Raw genomic sequence first — 18,004 nt, 5'->3', positions numbered from 1 at the left:
GTCAGCCGGTGAGGCGGACGACGGCGCCGGCGGCCCCCTGCAGGGTGGGCGGCTCGGCGAAGCGGACATCGTCGGTGACGCGGCCGTCGAAGAGGCTGACCACGCGGTCGGCGGCGCTGGCGACCCCGGCGTCGTGGGTGACGAGCACGATGGTCTGGCCCTGGTCGTGGTAGCGGGTGAGCAGGCCCAGCACCTCGCGGGTGCCCTTGCTGTCCAGGCTGCCGGTGGGCTCGTCGGCGAGCAGCAGGCTGGGGCGGTTGACCAGGGCGCGGGCGAGCGCGACGCGCTGCTGCTCGCCGCCGGAGAGGTCCTGCGGGGTGCTGTCCTCCTTGCCGGCCAGCCCCAGTTCGTCCAGCAGTTCCTCGCGGCGGGCGCGGACCTGGCGGGCGGAGCGGCCGGCGAGCAGGCCGGGCAGCTCCACGTTGTCGGCGACGGTGAGGGTGGAGACGAGGTTGAAGAACTGGAAGACGATGCCGATGCGGCGGCGGCGCAGCACCGCCCAGCGGGCCTCGCCGAGCTGGTCCACCCGGCGGCCGTCGAGTTCGATGCGGCCGCTGTCGGGGCGCTGCAGGCCGCCGAGCAGGTGCAGCAGGGTGGACTTGCCGGCGCCCGAGGGGCCGGTGACGGCGACGAACTCGCCGGGTTCCACCCGCAGGTCCACGCCGCGCACGGCGCGCACGACGGAGCCGTCGACCCGGTGGGTCTTCACCAGGTCGGCGACGAGGAGTATGGGCTCGGCTTCCTGCCCGTCCCGGCCGGACGCGCCATTGCGTCTCACTCGAGTTCCTCCTGACATTTCTCCAGCCAGTCCAGATCGGCCTGGAGGTGCAGTACGGCCCCCTCGACCAGGAGCCGGGGGAAGGGATTGCCGGGCTGATCGACGCCGGCCAGGCGGGACATGGCCCGCATCAGGTTGAGGTAGTGCCTGCGCTGCTTGTTGATCAGGCCGACCGGGTCGGCCAGCCCGGTGTCGCCGGCGAGGGCCAGCTTCATGAAGAACTCGTCACGCACCCGCGGTTCGTCGGAGGCGTCCTCCAGCCAGGCAGCCACCGCCTCGTGGCCGGCCGGGGTCAGCTCGTAGGTGCGCTTGTTGGGGCGGCCCGCCTGCTCGACGTCCTGGCCGCGGATCAGCCCGGACTTCTCCAGCCGGGTCAAGGTGACGTACACCTGGCCGATGTTGAGCTGCGGGTAGGCGGCGCCGAGCCTGCTCTCCAGGGCCTGCTTCAGCTCGTAGCCGTGCGCCGGTCCCTTGGCGAGGAGCGCCAGCAGCGCGAAGCGCACGTCGGATCGGCCTCCTCCCGGCCCTGTCCGGCGCCGGGGCCGGTCGGGCCCCGCCCTCCGGGCGGACGGCGCTCGGTCTGCGCCAGACCCTAGCATCGCACGCTGCCTGACCGATATACATGACGCGATGCCGGCGTGCGCGCCGGTCGGCAGGGGAGGCACGGGATGCGGCGGAGCGGGATGGCGGTACGGCTGGTGCTCGCCGCCCTGCTGGTGCTGCTCGCCGGCTGCTCGCAGGGCGCGGGCGGCGGCGGGGACGGCGGCCGCGGCCCGATCACGCTGGCCACCGGCCGCGACCTGACCGGCTACCTGCAGCACGTGCTGGACGGCTGGAACGCCGGCCACCCGGCCGAGAAGGTGACGCTGGTCCAGCTGCCCGAGGCGGCCGACGAGACGTACGCGCAGATGGCCAGCAGCCTGCGGTCGGGCAGTTCGCGGTTCGACGTGCTCAACATCGACGTGGCCTGGACCTCGGAGTTCGCCGCCGCGGGCTGGATCGCGCCGCTGGACCGCGGCAGCCTGCCGCTGGGCCACCTGCTGCCCTCGGTGCTGGACACCGCGACCTTCCGCGGCCGGCTGTACGCGATGCCGTACGTCACCAACGCCGGGCTGCTGTACTACCGCAAGGACATCCTGGCGAAGGCCGGGGTGGCGCCGCCGCGCACCTGGGCCGAGCTGGAGCAGGACGCGCGGACGATCGCGCCGAAGTACGGACTGCAGGGCTACGCGGGCCAGTTGCTGCCCTACGAGGGCCTGACGGTCAATGTCACCGAGGCGATCCAGTCGGCCGGCGGCACCGTGCTCGGCGACGAGGGCCGCACCGTGACGGTGGACTCCCCCGCGGCCCGGCAGGCGCTGTCCTTCCTGGTGGACGGGGTGCGGCAGGGCTGGATCCCGCAGGCGGCGCTGGGCTTCAAGGAGGAGGAGTCCCGCCGGGACTTCCAGGACGGCCATCTGCTCTTCCTGCGCAACTGGCCCTACGTGTACGACTCGGCGTCGGCGAAGGGCTCGCCGGTGGCCGGGCGGATCGGCGTGGTGCCGCTGCCCGGGCCGGACGGGCCGGGCTCCAGCGTGCTGGGCGGCTCGGACCTGGCGGTCAACGCGCACTCCCGGCACCCGCGCACGGCCGCCGACCTGCTGGCGTACCTGACCAGCGAGGGCGTGCAGCGGCAGGTGCTCACGCTGGGCTCGCTGCCGCCGGTGTGGGCCTCGCTCTACACCGATCCGGCGCTGGTGCGCCGCTACCCCTACCTGCCGGTGCTGGAGCAGAGCGTGCAGCACGCGCAGCCGCGGCCCAAGAGCGCGCACTACGACCAGGTGAGCCTGGCGGTCGCCGCGGTGGCCGGTGACGCGCTGCGCGGCCGGGTGACCGTGGACCAGGCGCTCGCCCGGCTGAAGCGGGAGCTGGCGGCGATCGTCCGCACCGGCTGACCGGGGCCGGCCGGGCCCCGAGGCGGCGGGCCGCACCGCGTGTGCCACCGCCCACCACCTCCCCTCGGGGTTCCCTCTTTCTTACGCGTTAGGCAGCCATCCGCACCCCGCACGGGGCCGGAGTGTGCCCTTTTCTACCAAGTGCGCAGGCCGAAGCGGCAATTCGGCCGTCATCCGCGTGCAACACCGTTGACACGCTTCGCTCGCCTATAGCTAACGTGTATGTATAACGAGCAGCCAGTCGGGCAACCGGAGGCCCGGCTGGTCTGCCCTGTCCTACCTGCCAGTTACAGCTCCCCGCCCCTCCCCTGTCTTCTGTCCCTCCTGTTCCTGTCCGTTCCTGCTCCACTGATCCCGCATTGGACGGTGTTGGGTGTACGCAACTCCCGTCGCCCAGGAGCCCGGCTCCTGGGCCGCGCCGACTCCCGCCGTACCGGACGCCGCGCACCACCCCTGGTGGCGCAACGCCGTGGTCTACCAGGTCTACATCCGCAGCTTCCTGGACAGCACCGGCGACGGCATCGGCGACCTCGCCGGGGTCCGGGCCGGCCTGCCGTACCTGCGCCGGCTCGGCGTGGACGGCATCTGGCTGAGCCCCTTCTACCCCTCCCCGCAGCGCGACCACGGCTACGACGTGGCCAACTACCGCATGGTGGACCCGGTCTACGGGGACATGGCCGAGTTCGACCGGCTGGTGGCCGACGCCCACCGGCACGGGCTGCGGGTGGTCATCGACATCGTCCCCAACCACTGCTCCACCGACCACGCGTGGTTCCGCGCGGCGCTGGCCGGCGGCCCGGGCAGCCCGTACCGCGGGCTGTTCCACTTCCGCGACGGCCGCGGCGAGCACGGGGAGCTGCCGCCCAACAACTGGCGGGCGATGTTCGGCGGGCCGGCCTGGAGCCGGGTCACCGAGCCCGACGGCACCCCGGGCCAGTGGTACCTGCACCTGTTCACCCCCGACCAGCCGGACCTGAACTGGCGCGACCCGCGGGTGGCGGTGGAGTTCGACGGCATCCTGCGGTTCTGGCTGGACCGGGACGTGGACGGCTTCCGGATCGACGTGGCCGCCGGGCTGTTCCGCCACCCCGACCTGCCGGACTCCCCCGACCCCGGGGCTGACGAGCGGGCCCGCGACTCGGTGAACCCGCTGGCCTGGAACCGCCCCGAGGTGCACGGGGTGTGGCGGCGCTGGCGGGCGATCTGCGAGGAGTACACCGCCCGCGACGGCCGCGAACGCCTGCTGGTCGGCGAGGTGTCGGTGCCGACCGCCGCCGAACAGGCCCGCTACGTACGCCCCGACGAGCTGCACCAGGCGTTCTTCTTCCACCTGCTCAGCGCCCCCTGGGGCGCGGGGGCGTTCCGCGAGGCGATCACCGAGGCGCTGCGCGACATCGCCGGCACCGGCTCGACCGTCACCTGGGTGCTCAACAACCACGACCAGGTACGCACGGTGACGCGGTACGGCGACGAGACGCCCGTGGTGGGCACCGCCAGGGCCCGGGCCGCCGCGCTGCTGATGCTGGCGCTGCCCGGCGCGGCCTACATCTACCAGGGCGAGGAGCTCGGGCTGCCCGAGGTCCTGGACCTGCCCGACGACGTGCTCACCGACCCGATCTTCCGCCGCACCGGCAGCCGCCGGTACGTGCGGGACGGCTGCCGGGTGCCGCTGCCGTGGTCGGGGCACGCCTCGCCGTTCGGCTTCACCGCCTCCGGTGGCGCGGCCCGGCCGTGGCTGCCGCAGCCGGAGTGGTTCGCCGGGTACACCACCGACCGGGCCCAGTTGGACACCAGTTCCTCCTGGCATCTCTACCGCGACGCGCTCGCGCTGCGCACCCGGCTGCCGCAGCTGTCCGGCGAGTCCCTGCGCTGGCTGGACAGCGCGCCGGACGTGCTGGCGTTCGTCCGCGGCGAGAGCCTGGTGTGCGCGGTGAACTTCGGCACCGAGCCGGTGCCCGCGCCGACCTCGGGCGCGCCGCTGCTGGCCAGCGGGCCCTGTACGGAAGGGCAGTTGCCGGCCAACACCGCCGCCTGGTGGGTGCTGCCGAGCGACCCCGACTGACACCGGTCCGACGCGCGGCCCCCGCAGCCGCCCCGGGCCCTATCGAGAGCCACCACCCCGAGAAGAACGGACCGCGACCGGCGGTCCCCCCAAGACGCGCGGGCCGCCGTCCCGTCGCGGCGCCTTCCCCCCGTCAGGTGCCGCGGTTCCTCCGGCGGCCCGCGCCCCGGACATCGGCCCCGCGCCGAGTACCGCCCCGGGTCGGCGACCCGGCCGCCCGCCGCCGGCGGGCCCTCACCAAGGACAACGGAGTTCACCATGAGAGTGCGACACACCCTTCCCGCCGCCATCGCCGTGGCCGGCCTGGCGCTGACCGCGACCGCCTGCGGCGGCGGCTCGTCCGACAGCGGCTCGTCGGCCGCCAAGGGCGGCCAGAGCCTGAAGGGCCACACCGTGACGGTGGCCGGTGTGTGGACCGGCGAGGAGCAGGCCAGCTTCAAGAAGGTGCTGCAGGGCTTCACGGACGCGACCGGGGCCAAGACCGACTTCGTCTCCACCGGCGACAACGTCTCCACCGTCATCGGCAGCAAGATCGCCGGCGGCGACGCGCCCGACGTGGTGATGGTCCCGCAGGTGGGCGTGGTGCAGCAGTTCGCCGGCAACGGCTGGCTGCAGCCGCTGTCCTCGGCGGTGGACGCGGAGGTCACGCAGAACTACGCGCCGGTGTGGAAGAACTACGGCACCGTCAAGGGCCAGTTGTACGCGCTCTACTTCAAGGCGTCCGACAAGTCCACCGTCTGGTACAGCCCCACCGCGTTCGCCAACGCGGGCGTCACGCCGCCCACCACGTACGCGCAGATGATGACCGACGCCAAGACGATCTCCGACTCCGGGCTCGCGGCCTTCTCCATCGGCGGGCAGGACGGCTGGCCGCTGACCGACTGGTTCGAGAACATCTACCTCTCCCAGGCCGGTCCGGACAACTACGACAAGCTGGCGAAGCACCAGATCAAGTGGACCGACCCGACCGTGGTCAAGGCGCTGACCACGCTGGGCGACTTCTTCAAGCAGGACGACCTCATCGCCGGCGGCCGCAAGGGCGCCCTGGCCACGGACTTCCCCACCTCGGTGGAGCAGGTCTTCGGCGACTCGCCGAAGGCCGGCATGACCTACGAGGGCGACTTCGTCAGCGGCAATGTGCAGGCGCTGCACAAGAAGGTCGGCACCGACGCGAAGTTCTTCCCCTTCCCGGCGGTCGACGGCGGGCAGGCCCCGGTGGTCGGCGGCGGCGACGCGGCCGTGGTGCTCAACAAGGGCAAGGACAAGGCCGCGGGCATGGCGCTGGTGAAGTACCTGGCGAGCCCGCAGGCGGCGGCGATCTGGGCGAAGGCCGGCGGCTTCATCTCGCCCAACAAGGCGGTCCCGCTGACCGACTACACCGACCCGACGCTGCGGGAGACCGCCAAGTCGATCGTGGACGCCGGCAACGGGGTGCGGTTCGACATGTCGGACCAGGCGCCCGCGGCGTTCGGCGGCACGGCCGGCACCGGCGAGTGGAAGATCCTGCAGGACTTCCTGCGCGACCCGTCCAACCCCGCCAAGACCGCGCAGACGCTGGAGTCCGCGGCCGCCAAGGCGTACCAGGGCTGAGGCGGATCCCGTGGCCACGCTTCAGACCGCACTGCCGCCCGCCCGCGCGGGCGGCCCGCACGGGACCGGCGCCCGCCGCCGGTCCCGCCGGGCGAAGATCACCGCCGCGGTGTTCGCCCTGCCGGCCCTGGTGCTGCTCGGCGCCCTCGTCGGCTACCCCATCGTCTACTCGGTGATCCGCAGCCTCTTCGACGCCAAGGGCCACCGCTTCGTCGGCCTCGACAACTACCAGACGCTCTTCAGCGACCACGCGACGCTGATCGCCCTGCGCAACACCATGGTGTGGGTGCTGGTCGTCCCGGCGCTGCTGACCGGCATCGGCCTGGTGCTGGCGGTGCTCACCGACCGGGTGCGCTGGAAGACCGCGTTCAAGCTGGTCATCTTCATGCCGATGGCGGTGTCCTTCCTGGCCGCCGGGATCACCTTCCGGCTGGTGTACGACCAGGACCCCGACCGCGGGGTGCTCAACGCCGTCGCCGTCTCGGTGCACGACGCCTTCCACGACTCCGCGAGCTACCCCGGGGCCCGGGCGCGGCAGGGCGCGGGCGCCACCCTTCAGGGCGACGGGCACGGCGGGTTCGCCACCTCGGCGGCCACCTCGCCGGGCAGCACCGTCAGCCTCGGCATGGTCGGCATCCTGCCGGCCAAGCTGCCCAAGGACTCGGTGCAGGCCGCGCCCGCGGCCGCGCGGCCCGGCAGCGTGAGCGGCACCGTCTTCCTGGACTTCCGGCCCGGCGGCGGAGGCCGGCCCGGGCAGGTGGACCCCGGCGAGCGCGGACTGCCGGGCGTGCACGTCCGGTTGGAGAAGGACGGGCACACCGTGGCGAAGGCCACCAGCGGTCCCGACGGCACCTTCCGCTTCGCGAAAGTGCCCGACGGCTCCTACCAGGTGGCCCTGCCGAAGTCGAACTTCGCCACCGCCTACAGCGGCATCTCCTGGCTCGGCCCCGGCCTGGTGACACCGGCGATCATGGCCGCCTACCTGTGGGTGTGGACCGGCTTCGCGCTGGTGCTGATCGGCGCGGGCCTTGCCGCACTGCCGCGCGAGGTGCTGGAGGCGGCCCGGATGGACGGCGCCACCGAGTGGCAGACCTTCCGCCGGATCACGGTGCCGCTGCTGGCGCCGGTGCTCAGCGTGGTGTTCGTGACCCTCGTCATCAACGTGATGAAGGTCTTCGACCTCGTCTACATCATCGCGCCGGGCCCGGTGCAGCAGAACGCGAACGTGCTGGCGCTGCAGATGTGGCTGGTCTCCTTCGGCGGCGGCAACAACCAGGGGCTGGGCAGCGCGATCGGCGTGGTCCTGCTGCTGCTGGTGGTGCCTGCGATGGTCCTCAACATCCGACGCTTCCGCAGGAGCGGCTCATGACTCTCGCGAGCAGCGCGGGCCCGGCGCCCGCCGCCGCCCCCGCCCGTCCCGGCCCGGCGGTCCCCCGTCCGCCGGCCGGCTCCCGACTGGCCCGCCGGGCCGGCGGCATCCTGCGCAGCGGCGCCGTGCAGGCCGTGCTGGTGGTGGTCGGCCTGGTCTGGCTGACCCCGACCGTGGGCCTGCTGGTCTCCTCGCTGCGGCCGGGCGCCCAGGAGGACTCCTCCGGCTGGTGGACGGCCTTCACCCACCCCTCCACGCTCACCTTCTCCAACTACTCGCACCTGCTGGACAACGGCGACATCACGCACGCGTTCTGGAACACGGTGCTGATCTCGGTGCCGGCCACCGCCGCCGTCGTGGTGATCGCGGCGCTGGCCGGCTACGCCTTCGCCTGGCTGGAGTTCCCGGGCCGCGACGCGGTGTTCCTCGTCGTCGTCGGGATGCTGGTGGTGCCGGTGCAGATCGGCCTGCTGCCGGTGGCCCGGTTCTTCGGCGCGATCGGCATCTTCGGCTCGATCTACGGCGTGATCCTCTTCCACGTCGCCTACGGGCTGCCGTTCGCGATCTTCCTGCTGCGCAACTACTTCGCGGAGATCCCCCGGGAGATGCTGGAGGCCGCCCGGATGGACGGCGGCAGCGAGTGGACGATCTTCACCCGGCTGATCCTGCCGGTCGGCCGCCCGGCGCTGGCCAGCCTGACCATCTTCCAGTTCCTGTGGGTGTGGAACGACCTGCTGGTCTCGCTGATCTTCGCCGACAGCCGCTCGCAGCCGCTGACCGTGGCGCTGCAGTCCCAGATGCGGCAGTTCGGCGCGAACATCGACGTGCTCGCGCCGGGTGCCTTCCTGTCCCTGATCGTGCCGCTGATCGTCTTCTTCGCCTTCCAGCGGCACTTCGTGGAGGGGGTGATGGCTGGCTCGGTGAAGTGACGAGAAGTACCTGTGCCTCCCTGAGGCCCGGCCCGTGCCGCAGCTCCTCCTGCGGTACGGGCCGGGTCCTTTGCGTGCCCGGGGCCGACCCGCCCGCAGGGGTCACCCGGCGGGTCACTCGGCGGGCGCGGGCTCCGGCACAACGGCGGGCGCGGGGGCCGGGAAGGGGACCGGTGTCGGGATCGGGGGCGGGGACGACATCGGGGCCGGCATCGGGATCGGGGGCGGGGCCGGGGTGTCCCGGTGCGCGGTGCCGCTGCCGGACGGCCGGTTGACCTCGTGGCCGGCGCGGGCGGTGTGCGGCAGCTTCCCGGCGTACCAGCCCGGGGACTTGCCGGTGACGAGGTCCGAGGGGACCGGCGGGGCGCTGCTCAGCGCGAGGCGGGTGGCGCGGACGGCCGTGGCTGCCGAGCGCAGCCGCCCCATCCGGACCGGCGCCGGGGTGAAGGCGTGCAGCACGCTGGCCGGCATCGCGGGCGGGGTGGGCTGCGCGGTGTGGATCCGGCCGTCGGGGGCGATCCACTGGGGGGCGTCCGGGGTGCCGTGGGGCACGTAGCGGACGTAGGCGTCGAGGTGGTGGGCGAGGTCGCGGGCCAGGGCGCGCGGGTCCACGGCGGCGAAGGTCGCCCTGGGCGGCAGCGGGGCCTCGTCGCGCAGCGGGTTGTCGGGCCGCTGGACGTGGTACTTCTGCACGGCGGCCACGACCTCGCGGGTGGCGGTGCGCCACGCGGCGGTCCGGGCCGGGTCGGGGGCGGCGGGCAGGGCGCGCAGCCGGTCGGTGAAGGAGCGGATCTCGTCGGGGGGCGCCGCGGAGGGGTCGGTGGTGCGGATGGCGGCGTGGTCGTCGGAGAGGGTGTTGACCGCCCACGACAGGATCGCGCGGTGCCCTTCGAGCGCGAGGTGGTCGCCGTCCACGGTGAACGCGAGGCCGCGCGGCGCCGGCGTCCCGACGTCCTCGCGCACCAGGCGACTGACGGCGAGGTCGGCCCGGGTGGGGTCGGCGCCGGGCGCGGTCGCGGCGCCCAGCAGCAGCGGGGCGAGGTCGATCGGGCGGGCGGCTGCCGCCTGGCGCCAGTGCGCGTACTGCCCGGCGGTGCTGCGGCGGATCTCGGTGAGCTGGGCGCGGACCTGGGCGACCTCGTCGCGCGACATCTCCACGTACATCTCGCCGTTGATCGGCTCGCTGGTGAACTCCCCGTCGGACGTCGGCCTGGTGAAGATGTGCCGGTGGAAGCCCTGGGCGTGCAGCCGTAGTTGGACCCGGATGCGGACCAGTTGCGTGTCGCCCTGCTGCTTGACGTGCTGCTCGCGGCGGTAGTTGTTGGTGCCGGCGGCGGCGTGGGCCAGCGAGGTGAGGTGGTTGGCGCTGCTGGAGCCCGAGCCGGAGTCGGCGGGGTGCCGGGCGAAGGGGCTGCCGGCGTTGCCGTTGGCCGACAGGGTGGGCCGCCAGTGGTCGGTGCTCGCCGACACGCTCGTGCCGCTCTGGTGCTTGTTGTAGCGGCCGGTGCCGGTGCCGTCGATGTCGGAGAGCACCTGCAGGTCGTAGGCGCTGCTGTGCAGGTACAGCCGCAGGCCGTAGGAGGAGCGGCCGGGCACGAAGAGGTGCTCGGCGAGCAGCACCCGGTCCTGCGGGCCCATCCGGCCGAGCACGTTGGCCAGGTGGGTGCGCGAGAGCAGCACCGGCAGGGAGGGGCTGCCGCGGTAGCGCTCGGCGTCGGCGGCGCTGCCGAACGCCTGCCGCAGCATGCGGCGGGCGGCGGGCAGCGCGTCGTCCACGACCACGCCGGCGACGTAGGCGTCGCCGGGCAGCTTGGGCAGCCGCCGCAGGTCGCGGTCGAAGGTGGGGGCGGGCCGGTGGGAGGAGCCGGCGGCGGCCGACGGCGGGTCGGCGAGGGTGGCCAGCGGGTCGGCCCGCGGGTGCGGCGTGGCGTCGACGAGGGCGCCGGGCAGTTGCAGCCGGGTGATGCCGCGGGCCCGGGCGATGCCGGGCTCGCCCAGGCCCCGCGCGGCCCGGAAGGCGCCGATGGCCAGCTCGTTGAGCGGGCGGTGGGCCATGTCGAGGCGGACCGCGGTGACGGTGAAGTAGTGCGGGACGTGCACCTCGGCCAGGCCGTTCCAGCTGTAGACGGTCTGCTCCTGGACGCCGGCCTCGCTGTGGGCGGTGCCGCGGTGGACGCCGCTGCCGGCGGCGAGGGCGGCACCACCGCCGCCGTTGGCCCGCGAGGCGCCGATCTTGCCGGCGGTGACGGACTGGGTGTCGTCGCGCGAGGTGCCCACCGAGGTGTTGGTGTAGTGGTGGCTGTAGTTCTCCAGGCCGGCGTCGGCGCGCCGGCCGACGACGGTGGCGCCGGGCAGCAGCCGGGCCCGGATCGTCACCTTGACCACGTCGGCGAGGAACCAGCCGACCTGGTTGGTGAGGTAGAACTCGGCGCCGTTGGCCGACAGCAGGTCCTCGTAGGCGGCGTCGTCGCGGCCCCGGCCGAACAGGCCCACGACGGTGTCGAGCGAGCCCTGCAGGCGGCCGATGTGGCGGCCGCCCGCGGTCCACAGGTCGGGGCTGTGGGTGAGCAGGCCGGGCGCCGCGTCGTCCACCGCCTGCCGGAACAGGTCGGCCGTGGACAGGCCGCCCTTGTGGTCGATGCTCAGCACGTTGCTGTGGCCGAGCAGGCTGCCGCCGACGTCCTCGCGGGTCAGGTACTCCGGCAGCCGCAGGGACGCCAGCGGGTTGGCGCGCGCGTCCAGCGGCAGGTGCGGGAAGGCGGCGGCGAAGTCGGCGCGGGCCCGGGCGTCCCACACGACGTCGGCCTCGTCGTGGTGGCGCCGGTGGAGCGCGGTGGCGTACGGGGCGGCGGCGGCCTTGCCCTGGGGGGTCTGCTGCCAGCGGGCGAGCACACCGGCCGCGGTGTTGGGGTGCAGCTTCAGGTCGCCGGCGGCCCAGCGGTCCATGGCGTCGGTGAGCTGCTGGTGGGAGACGGGCAGGTCGCCGCTCGCGTAGTGGCCGAGCGCCTCCGGCTCGGGCACCAGGTACATCACCTCGCGGCCGCGCACCTGGCGGCTGCCGGGCCGGTAGGAGGCGGGGGCGAGCTTGCCGTGGGCCTCGCGCACGGAGCTGATGTCGAAGTCGGCGTGCGAGCGGTAGAGGTAGACGTGCGAGAAGCTGAGCGCGATCAGCTCCTTGGCGCCGGCGACGCCGTGGCTCTGCGAGGAGTTGAACTGGAAGTGCCGGCTGGCGTCGGCGCCGCCCGAGGTGTTCACGGTGCCGGCCGCGTTGGGCCCGCCGGCGGTGACGTCGGCCTGGATCCAGGTCACCCCGCGCGAGGTCGAGGTGCTGATGGTGGACTGCGCCAGCCACAGCTTGATGATGCCGTGCACGAACGCCTTGTCGGTGGCGCCGATGAAGTCCGAGCGGCCCAGCGATGCTTTCACGTCCACCGCGACGTGGGTGTCGCGGAACAGGCCGTTGTCGAAGACCTGGTCGGTGGTCAGCGCGCCGAAGGCGGCCTCCTTCAGGTGGGCGCGCAGGGAGGCGGTCATGGAGTCGGCGACGCGGGCGGCCGGGCCGGACGGCCCGTCGAGGTCGGCACCCATCGCGTCGGACAGCACCCGGCGGAAGCCGCTGGTGTCCAGGTGGTAGATGACCGCCTGGTCCAGCACGCGGGCGGGCGTGGTGTCCTTCGGTCCGGGGGCGTAGCCCTGCCGGCCGTCGCCGAGCGGCAGCACCCGCGCGATCACCGGCTGGTCGGTCACGTGCACCGGCGCGGGGTCCCTGCGCCCGGGGTTGACGCTTCCGGCCCAGCCGCTGTGCCGGAAGGTGATCGTGGCGGTGTAGGTGCTGGTGACGCGCACCCGCAGGAAGTCGCCCTCGCCGTACTCCAGCAGCTCGGGGCGGTTGTTGAGGTAGAAGACCGAGTCGGAGGCGGAGCGGCCGAAGTTGACGCCGAAGCCCTCGGCGCCGCCCAGCAGCTGCCGGAAGGAGCCCTTGACCCGCAGTGCCGCCGACACGCTGTGCCCGCCCGAGGCGGTGGCCGAGGCACTGTCCATGCCCATGGCGAGGTTGACCAGGTGGTGGTCGGAGGCGGAGTCCAGGAACTCCACCGGTTTGGTGCGGGTGGCGGTGATGGTGATGCGGGCGGTGTCGACGTCGAACTCCACCCCGGCGAAGCCGCGCCTGCGGTGCAGCTCCAGGACCATCCCGTCGGACTGGTGCATCCGGTCGTGGTGCGAGGGCAGGCCGTCGACCAGGAACTTGCGGAGGATGTCCTCGTTGTCGACCCGGCTGTCCAGGCCCGAGCCGAGCTGCCACCAGGAGCGGCCGCCGATCGGGTTGTCCTGGTCGGGCAGCAGGAAGCCGTGCCGGTCGAGCACCCCGGAGATGGCGTCGTAGAGGCGGTCGGCGGTCTCCTCGTGCACCTCCACCAGGCCCATGCCGATGCCAGTGTAGCGGGCGGGGTCGGACAGGTGGGCGGGCAGCGGGCGCGCCTGGCGCTGCTCGGCCGAGGGCGCGTCCTTGATCGCGTCCGGCCGGTAGGGCACGGTGTCGCCGGTGACCGTGGAGTCGTCGTGCAGCGCGTCGCGGTCGACGGGGAAGCCGTGCCGGAACGCCTCGTGCCGCGGCACGCGGATCAGCGCGTCGCCCGGCACCGGGTCGGTGACGTGGACGTCGTCGGCGCCGCCGCTGCGCAGCGTGACCTCGGCGTAGTGCCGGAAGCTGCCCACGTAGGCGGAGGTCGGGCCGCTGAAGCGGGGCACCATCACCCACAGGCCGGTGCGCATGGAGCCCACCGCCTCCGAGCTGTTCCAGGTGGTCGACAGGCTGAGGTTCACCCCGAGTCCGGCGTCGGGGTGGCTGACGGGGCTGGGCAGCATGTCGAGTTCGGCGGTGAGCGGGGTCAGGGTGGAGCTCTGCGCGAGGGTGTGGCCGCCGCCGATGCCGTCGATGGATGTGCGCACGTTCTCCAGGTGCGCGGTGCTGCTCGTGGCGCCGACCACCTGCTCCTCGCCGGGCAGCACCCGCTCGCTGTGCACGCGGACCGTCGCCACGGTGCGCCCGTAGCGGTCGTGCAGCCGGAAGGTGTAGCCCTGCCGGGAGTTGACGGCCTCGTCCAGGAAGGTCTGCAGGTTCCACAGCCGGTGCACCAGCTCGCTGCGGGTGCGCGGGTCGGCCGACAGCTGCAGCCCGCCCTCGGCCATCGCCCGGCCGATCCCGTCGAACAGCTCGGGCAGGCCGGTCAGGCCGGAGGCGAAGTAGGTGCCCGGGATGCGGTCGGTCCGCACGTCCGGGCCGGTCGCCACGACCTGCTCGCCCGGCCGGTCCAGGTACGGCCGGGCCACCCACAGCAGCAGCGACTCGCTGTCCGGCTCGTGCACCCCGCGGGCGGGCGGCCACACGGCGCCCTGGTCCACCGGGCGCAGCCGCAGCTGCCAGTTCGCCCGGTAGGAGAGCAGTTGCGGGCCGCGCTCGTCGCGGTTGTCCTCCACGTGGCCGCGCTCGGAGTCCGCGAGGTGGGTGCGCGAGCGGCTGGAGGCGTTCGCGGTGCCGGACACGCCCGCGCCGACGTTGAGCAGGTGGGCCACGCCGGGCAGGCCGATGCCGTAGCCCATGGAGGCGCCCACGCGGGTGGCCGAGGTGCCGCCGGACTCGGTCTGGGCATGGCCGCCGGTGGCGAAGGAGGAGTTGACGGTGGCGGTCGCGCGGTAGGGCTTGCGGATGCTGCCCTTCGGCTTCGCCACCATGGTGCCACCGCTCGCGGCCGGCCCGCCGTCCTCGCCCTCGTCCTCCTCCGCGATGGTCGGCAGCCGGCGCCCGTTCACCGGACCCGAGCCCTCGTACGGGCGGGGGTCGGCCGGGTCGAGGCCGATCAGCGCCTCCACCGGGCCGAGCGGCACCAGCAGGCCCTCCGGGCGGTCGCGGCGGCCCACCACCATGAAGGGGTAGTTCGACAGCAGCCGCTGCGGCAACCGGTCCCACACCTCCTCGGGCACGGTGTGGCCGAGCTCCCGCGTCCAGGCCCGCAGCCGCTCCACCACGGCGGGGATGTGCGGCAGCCCGGCCCGGGGCACACCGATGGGACGCCGCCACTGCTCGGCCCGCGCCGGGTCGTCCCGGCCGCGGCCGGCCGGGAGGGGATCACGGCGGGAGCTGTCGCCGCGGCGGTCCTGGCCGCGCTCGCCGCGCATGGGCTCCTTGCCCTTGCGCCCTTTCGGCCGCTGGGGCGTGGGAGGCTCCTCGCGCTCGGCGGGCGTCTTCTTGGGCGGTGCGGGGGTGTCCTCCTCGGCGGGGGCCTTCTTCTCGGCGGCAGCCTCGGGGTCCTTCGGTGTCTCCGGGGCCTTGACGGTCTCGGGCGCCGCGGGGGCTCTCTCCTGGGGCTCCTTGGGCTCCTCGGGCACCTTGACGGTCTCGGGGGCCTCGGAGGCGGCCGCCTTCTCCTTGGGTGGTTGCCCCTTCGGTGGCTGCTCCTCGGTCACCGGCCCTTCGCTGACCGTGTCCTTGACGGTGTCCCTGGGCGTGTCCCTGCCTGTGTCCCGGACCGTGTCCCTCGCCGTGTCCCTGCCGGTATCCCGGACCGTATCCCTCGCCGTGTCCTTGAGGGTGTCCCTCAACGTGTCCCTGACCGGCGGAGGCCCTTCCACGGTGGCCTCGCGCACCACGTCCTCGACCGGCCGCCGTACGGGAGCAGGGCGGCTGGACGAGGGGTCCTGGCTGCGTACGGGGGCCGTCTCCGGCGGGAGTTCGGCCACCGGGCGGGAGCGGTCCGGCGAGCGGGGGGCGAGGAAGTCCTCCTCGGAGCCGAACAGGTCGGGGAAGCGCTCGCGGTTGCCGCGCAGGCCGGCGGCGGCACGGGAGAGGAAGTCGTCGTCGGTGCCGAAGAGTTCCGGGTAGCGCTCGCGGTCGGTGCGCGGGTCCGGCAGCGGCGGGGGCGTGGGCGTCGACTGCTCGCGCTCGACGGGGGTGTCGGGGCGGCCGCCGTACAACCGGTCGAGCAGCGGGGCGAGTTCGCGGGGCGGGAGCAGCGGGGAGCCGTCCAGGTGGCGGACGGTGAGGTCGCCGAAGTACGCGTCGGCGGTGGGCGCCACCAGCCCGTACCGGTCGGCGAGTTGGGCCCGTACGTGGGCGGCGGCGACCGCGGCCCGCTCCCCGTCCGTCAGCCCGTGCGCGTGCAGGGCCCGCGCCACCTCCCGTACGACGGCGTCCCGGCCGAACCCGCTTCCGTCGAGGTCCGCCGCGTCCAGCCGGACCGTCCGGCCGCCGCGGTCGGCGGCCGTGACCGCGCGGCCGACCTCGACCCGCACACCGCCGTCCCACATCCGGAACCCGGTGTCGGGGTCGCGCACCACCTCGGCGACCTGCCGCACTGCGGCCTCGTGCAGGCCCTCGTCCATCCCGGTGGGCCGCGGGACGAGCATCCGCGCCACCCGTACGGCCTCGGGGTCCGGCACGGTGCCCTCGTCCTCGGACCGGGGCCGGGCCTCGGGTGAGGGCGAGGGCTCCGGCACGTGCGCGGCGGCCGGGTGCGCGAGGGGCGCCGGGCGCGCGGGCGGTGTGGGGGGCTCGGAGTCGAGCCGCAGGTTGTCGGCGCCCCGGAGTTCGGGCATGGAGGCGGAGCGCGGCAGCCGCGGGGGCGGGAGTTCGGCGGCCGTGCCGCTCCCGCGCACGGCGGGCGGCTCGGGGGTGACGGCGGAGGCGGGCGGCTCGTCGATGCGGACGGGCGCGGTCGAGGGGCCGGCCTCGGAACCGTCCTCGTGCGCGGAGCCGCCGGGGCTGTCGGGGCGGGGGGCACCGCCGCTCAGGCCCAGCGGGTCGCCGTGGTTGGCGAGGGTGCCCGCGATCCACTCGCCGATCGCCCGCCGCGGCAGGCGGGCGATGTGCGAGGGCAGGTCGGACAGGCGCGCGCGGACGGTCGCCTCGGTGGCGGTGCCGGGCCATTTCAGGTCCCGCAGCGCCCTGTTGACCTCCTGCCGCACCGACCGTACGGCCTCATCCGTCACCTCGCGTCCGGCCTGCGGCCCGTGCTCGCCCGTCTCGGTCGGTACGTGCGGCGCGGCGGCTCCCACGTCCTCGTGCAGGCGCGCGGTCAGGCCGCCGCGCTCGGTGGTCCAGGTGGCGGCGGCGTGGTCGAGCGAGCCGGGTCCCGCACCGCGGAAGAGACGGTCGAAGAGGGCGCCGACGTGGTCGGTGTGCTCCTGGACGGCGCGCTCGACGGTCTCGGGGGTGCTGCCGGGCTGCTGACGGGCGAGGGTGCGGGCTTCGTGGGCGGCGTCGTCCAGGGCGGTGGCGCGGGCGACGGCCAGCGCGGTGTGGTGACGCGCGACGGCGGGGGCGGTGGCCTCCTCGGCGACATGGCGGGCGCTGGGCAGCGGGGTGCCCCCGGGGTCCTTCGGGCCCTGCCCGGCGGCCCAGGCGTCGATCCGGGTGTGGGCGTCGCGGGCGAGCGAGAGCGCGGCCGCCTGCTCGACCCGGCTGTCGGCGCCGTGCGTGCCCAGGCCGAACGCCTCCGTGAAACGGTTGCCCAGGTCGGGCAGTGCCTGCCGCCAGGAGCCCTTCGCGGCTTCGTGCACGGCGTCCACGGCGTTGCGTGCGGCGGCCTCCTTGGCCAGCTGCGCCTCCACCCTGCCGGGCAGCTCGTCCAGCCGGGCGGCAACCCGCTCCTGCCACACCTGCTCGGGCGCGACGGCCGTACGGTCCCTGGCGTCACCGCCACGCCCGCCGTCGAGCCCACCGACCGTACGAGGCAACGGCGTCGGCGTGCCCGCACCGGAACGGGCCTGCTCCACAGGGCGGTCGGCCCCGGCACCGGCGGTCGTGGTGGCGGCATGAGATGCCGGAGCGGGAGCGGAACTGCCGCTGTCCGCCGGGCGGTTGGCCTCGGCATTGCCCGCGCTCCCCGCCACCGCGCTTTCGGGCGCCGGGGTGCCGGCGGCCGAACGGGCACCTGACGCAGGGAGGTCGGCCTCCGTGCCGCCGGTCGCCGTTGCCGTGCGCCCGTTCACCGCTGCCGGCGCGGATACGTCCGTCTCCGTCGTACGGACCGCGGGCGCCGAACGACCGTCCGTGCTCGCCGTGTTCGCCGTGTGCGGCTGCTCGGCGGGCGTGGCCGCCGTCCGAACGGAGTCCGGGGTCGGCCGCCCGGCCACGGGAGTTGCCCCGTCGGTGACAGCGCCGGCGGCTACCCCCGCGTCCCTGCCCACCTGTACCGGGCCCGACGACTCCAAAGGCGTACGGCCGTTCGTCGTCAGATCACCGAACACCTCCCGATGATCCGCGAACACCCGCGCCAGGAACTCCCCGCGCAACTGCCGCACCCCCGCCTGCGACAACACCCCCTCCGCACCCAGCACATGCCC

8 protein-coding genes are annotated in these 18,004 nt (G+C 74.3%); 5 read left to right on the top strand and 3 right to left on the bottom strand.

The features are described 5' to 3' along the window. Position 1: 1 nt before the first annotated feature. Together BLR33_RS18255 and BLR33_RS18250 are read right to left on the bottom strand one after the other, a co-directional pair. Positions 2 to 796, bottom strand: a complete 795-nt coding sequence (locus BLR33_RS18255) for an ABC transporter ATP-binding protein (RefSeq protein WP_093785592.1) — start codon at positions 794 to 796, stop codon at positions 2 to 4. Continuing rightward, the gene (locus tag BLR33_RS18250) at positions 775 to 1,281 is read right to left on the bottom strand and encodes a PadR family transcriptional regulator (RefSeq protein WP_093785591.1); all 507 of its coding nucleotides are present in this window, start codon (positions 1,279 to 1,281) and stop codon (positions 775 to 777) included. Before BLR33_RS18250 ends, BLR33_RS18255 begins: the two co-directional genes overlap by 22 nt. Before the next feature lie 165 nt (positions 1,282 to 1,446). Between BLR33_RS18250 and BLR33_RS18245 the strand changes: the two genes are divergently transcribed. The 5 genes from BLR33_RS18245 (at position 1,447) to BLR33_RS18225 (ending at position 8,662) form a co-directional block, all read left to right on the top strand. Then, positions 1,447 to 2,712, top strand: coding sequence for an ABC transporter substrate-binding protein (locus BLR33_RS18245; RefSeq protein WP_093785590.1), 1,266 nt, complete (start codon positions 1,447 to 1,449; stop codon positions 2,710 to 2,712). Between the two features lie 469 nt (positions 2,713 to 3,181). Then, positions 3,182 to 4,774, top strand: coding sequence for a glycoside hydrolase family 13 protein (locus tag BLR33_RS18240; protein ID WP_245771526.1), 1,593 nt, complete (start codon positions 3,182 to 3,184; stop codon positions 4,772 to 4,774). A gap of 258 nt (positions 4,775 to 5,032) precedes the next feature. After that, on the top strand, positions 5,033 to 6,364 hold the full coding sequence (locus BLR33_RS18235) for an ABC transporter substrate-binding protein (protein WP_093785588.1): 1,332 nt from the start codon (positions 5,033 to 5,035) through the stop codon (positions 6,362 to 6,364). Between the two features lie 10 nt (positions 6,365 to 6,374). Continuing rightward, on the top strand, positions 6,375 to 7,733 hold the full coding sequence (locus BLR33_RS18230) for an ABC transporter permease (RefSeq protein ID WP_093785587.1): 1,359 nt from the start codon (positions 6,375 to 6,377) through the stop codon (positions 7,731 to 7,733). Continuing rightward, a complete protein-coding gene (locus BLR33_RS18225) occupies positions 7,730 to 8,662 on the top strand; it encodes a carbohydrate ABC transporter permease (RefSeq protein WP_093785586.1) in 933 nt (310 codons plus the stop codon). The genes BLR33_RS18230 and BLR33_RS18225 overlap by 4 nt, the downstream gene beginning before the upstream one ends. A 114-nt stretch (positions 8,663 to 8,776) precedes the next feature. Here the strand turns inward: BLR33_RS18225 and BLR33_RS18220 are convergent, their stop codons facing one another. Further along, the gene (locus BLR33_RS18220) at positions 8,777 to 17,395 is read right to left on the bottom strand and encodes a hypothetical protein (protein ID WP_176930307.1); all 8,619 of its coding nucleotides are present in this window, start codon (positions 17,393 to 17,395) and stop codon (positions 8,777 to 8,779) included. Positions 17,396 to 18,004 lie beyond the last annotated feature (609 nt).

This window comes from Actinacidiphila guanduensis (assembly GCF_900103985.1).
In the GTDB taxonomy this organism is placed as follows: Bacteria; Actinomycetota; Actinomycetes; order Streptomycetales; family Streptomycetaceae; genus Actinacidiphila; species Actinacidiphila guanduensis.
This window is presented reverse-complemented; position numbering and strand designations above follow the sequence as displayed.

Bases quoted from the DNA above. Each gene is read 5' to 3' on its own strand.
- BLR33_RS18255 (WP_093785592.1), bottom strand. From the start codon at position 796: ATGTCAGGAGGAACTCGAGTGAGACGCAATGGCGCGTCCGGCCGGGAC.
- BLR33_RS18245 (WP_093785590.1), top strand. From the start codon at position 1,447: ATGCGGCGGAGCGGGATGGCGGTACGGCTGGTGCTCGCCGCCCTGCTG.
- BLR33_RS18235 (WP_093785588.1), top strand. From the start codon at position 5,033: ATGAGAGTGCGACACACCCTTCCCGCCGCCATCGCCGTGGCCGGCCTG.
- BLR33_RS18225 (WP_093785586.1), top strand. From the start codon at position 7,730: ATGACTCTCGCGAGCAGCGCGGGCCCGGCGCCCGCCGCCGCCCCCGCC.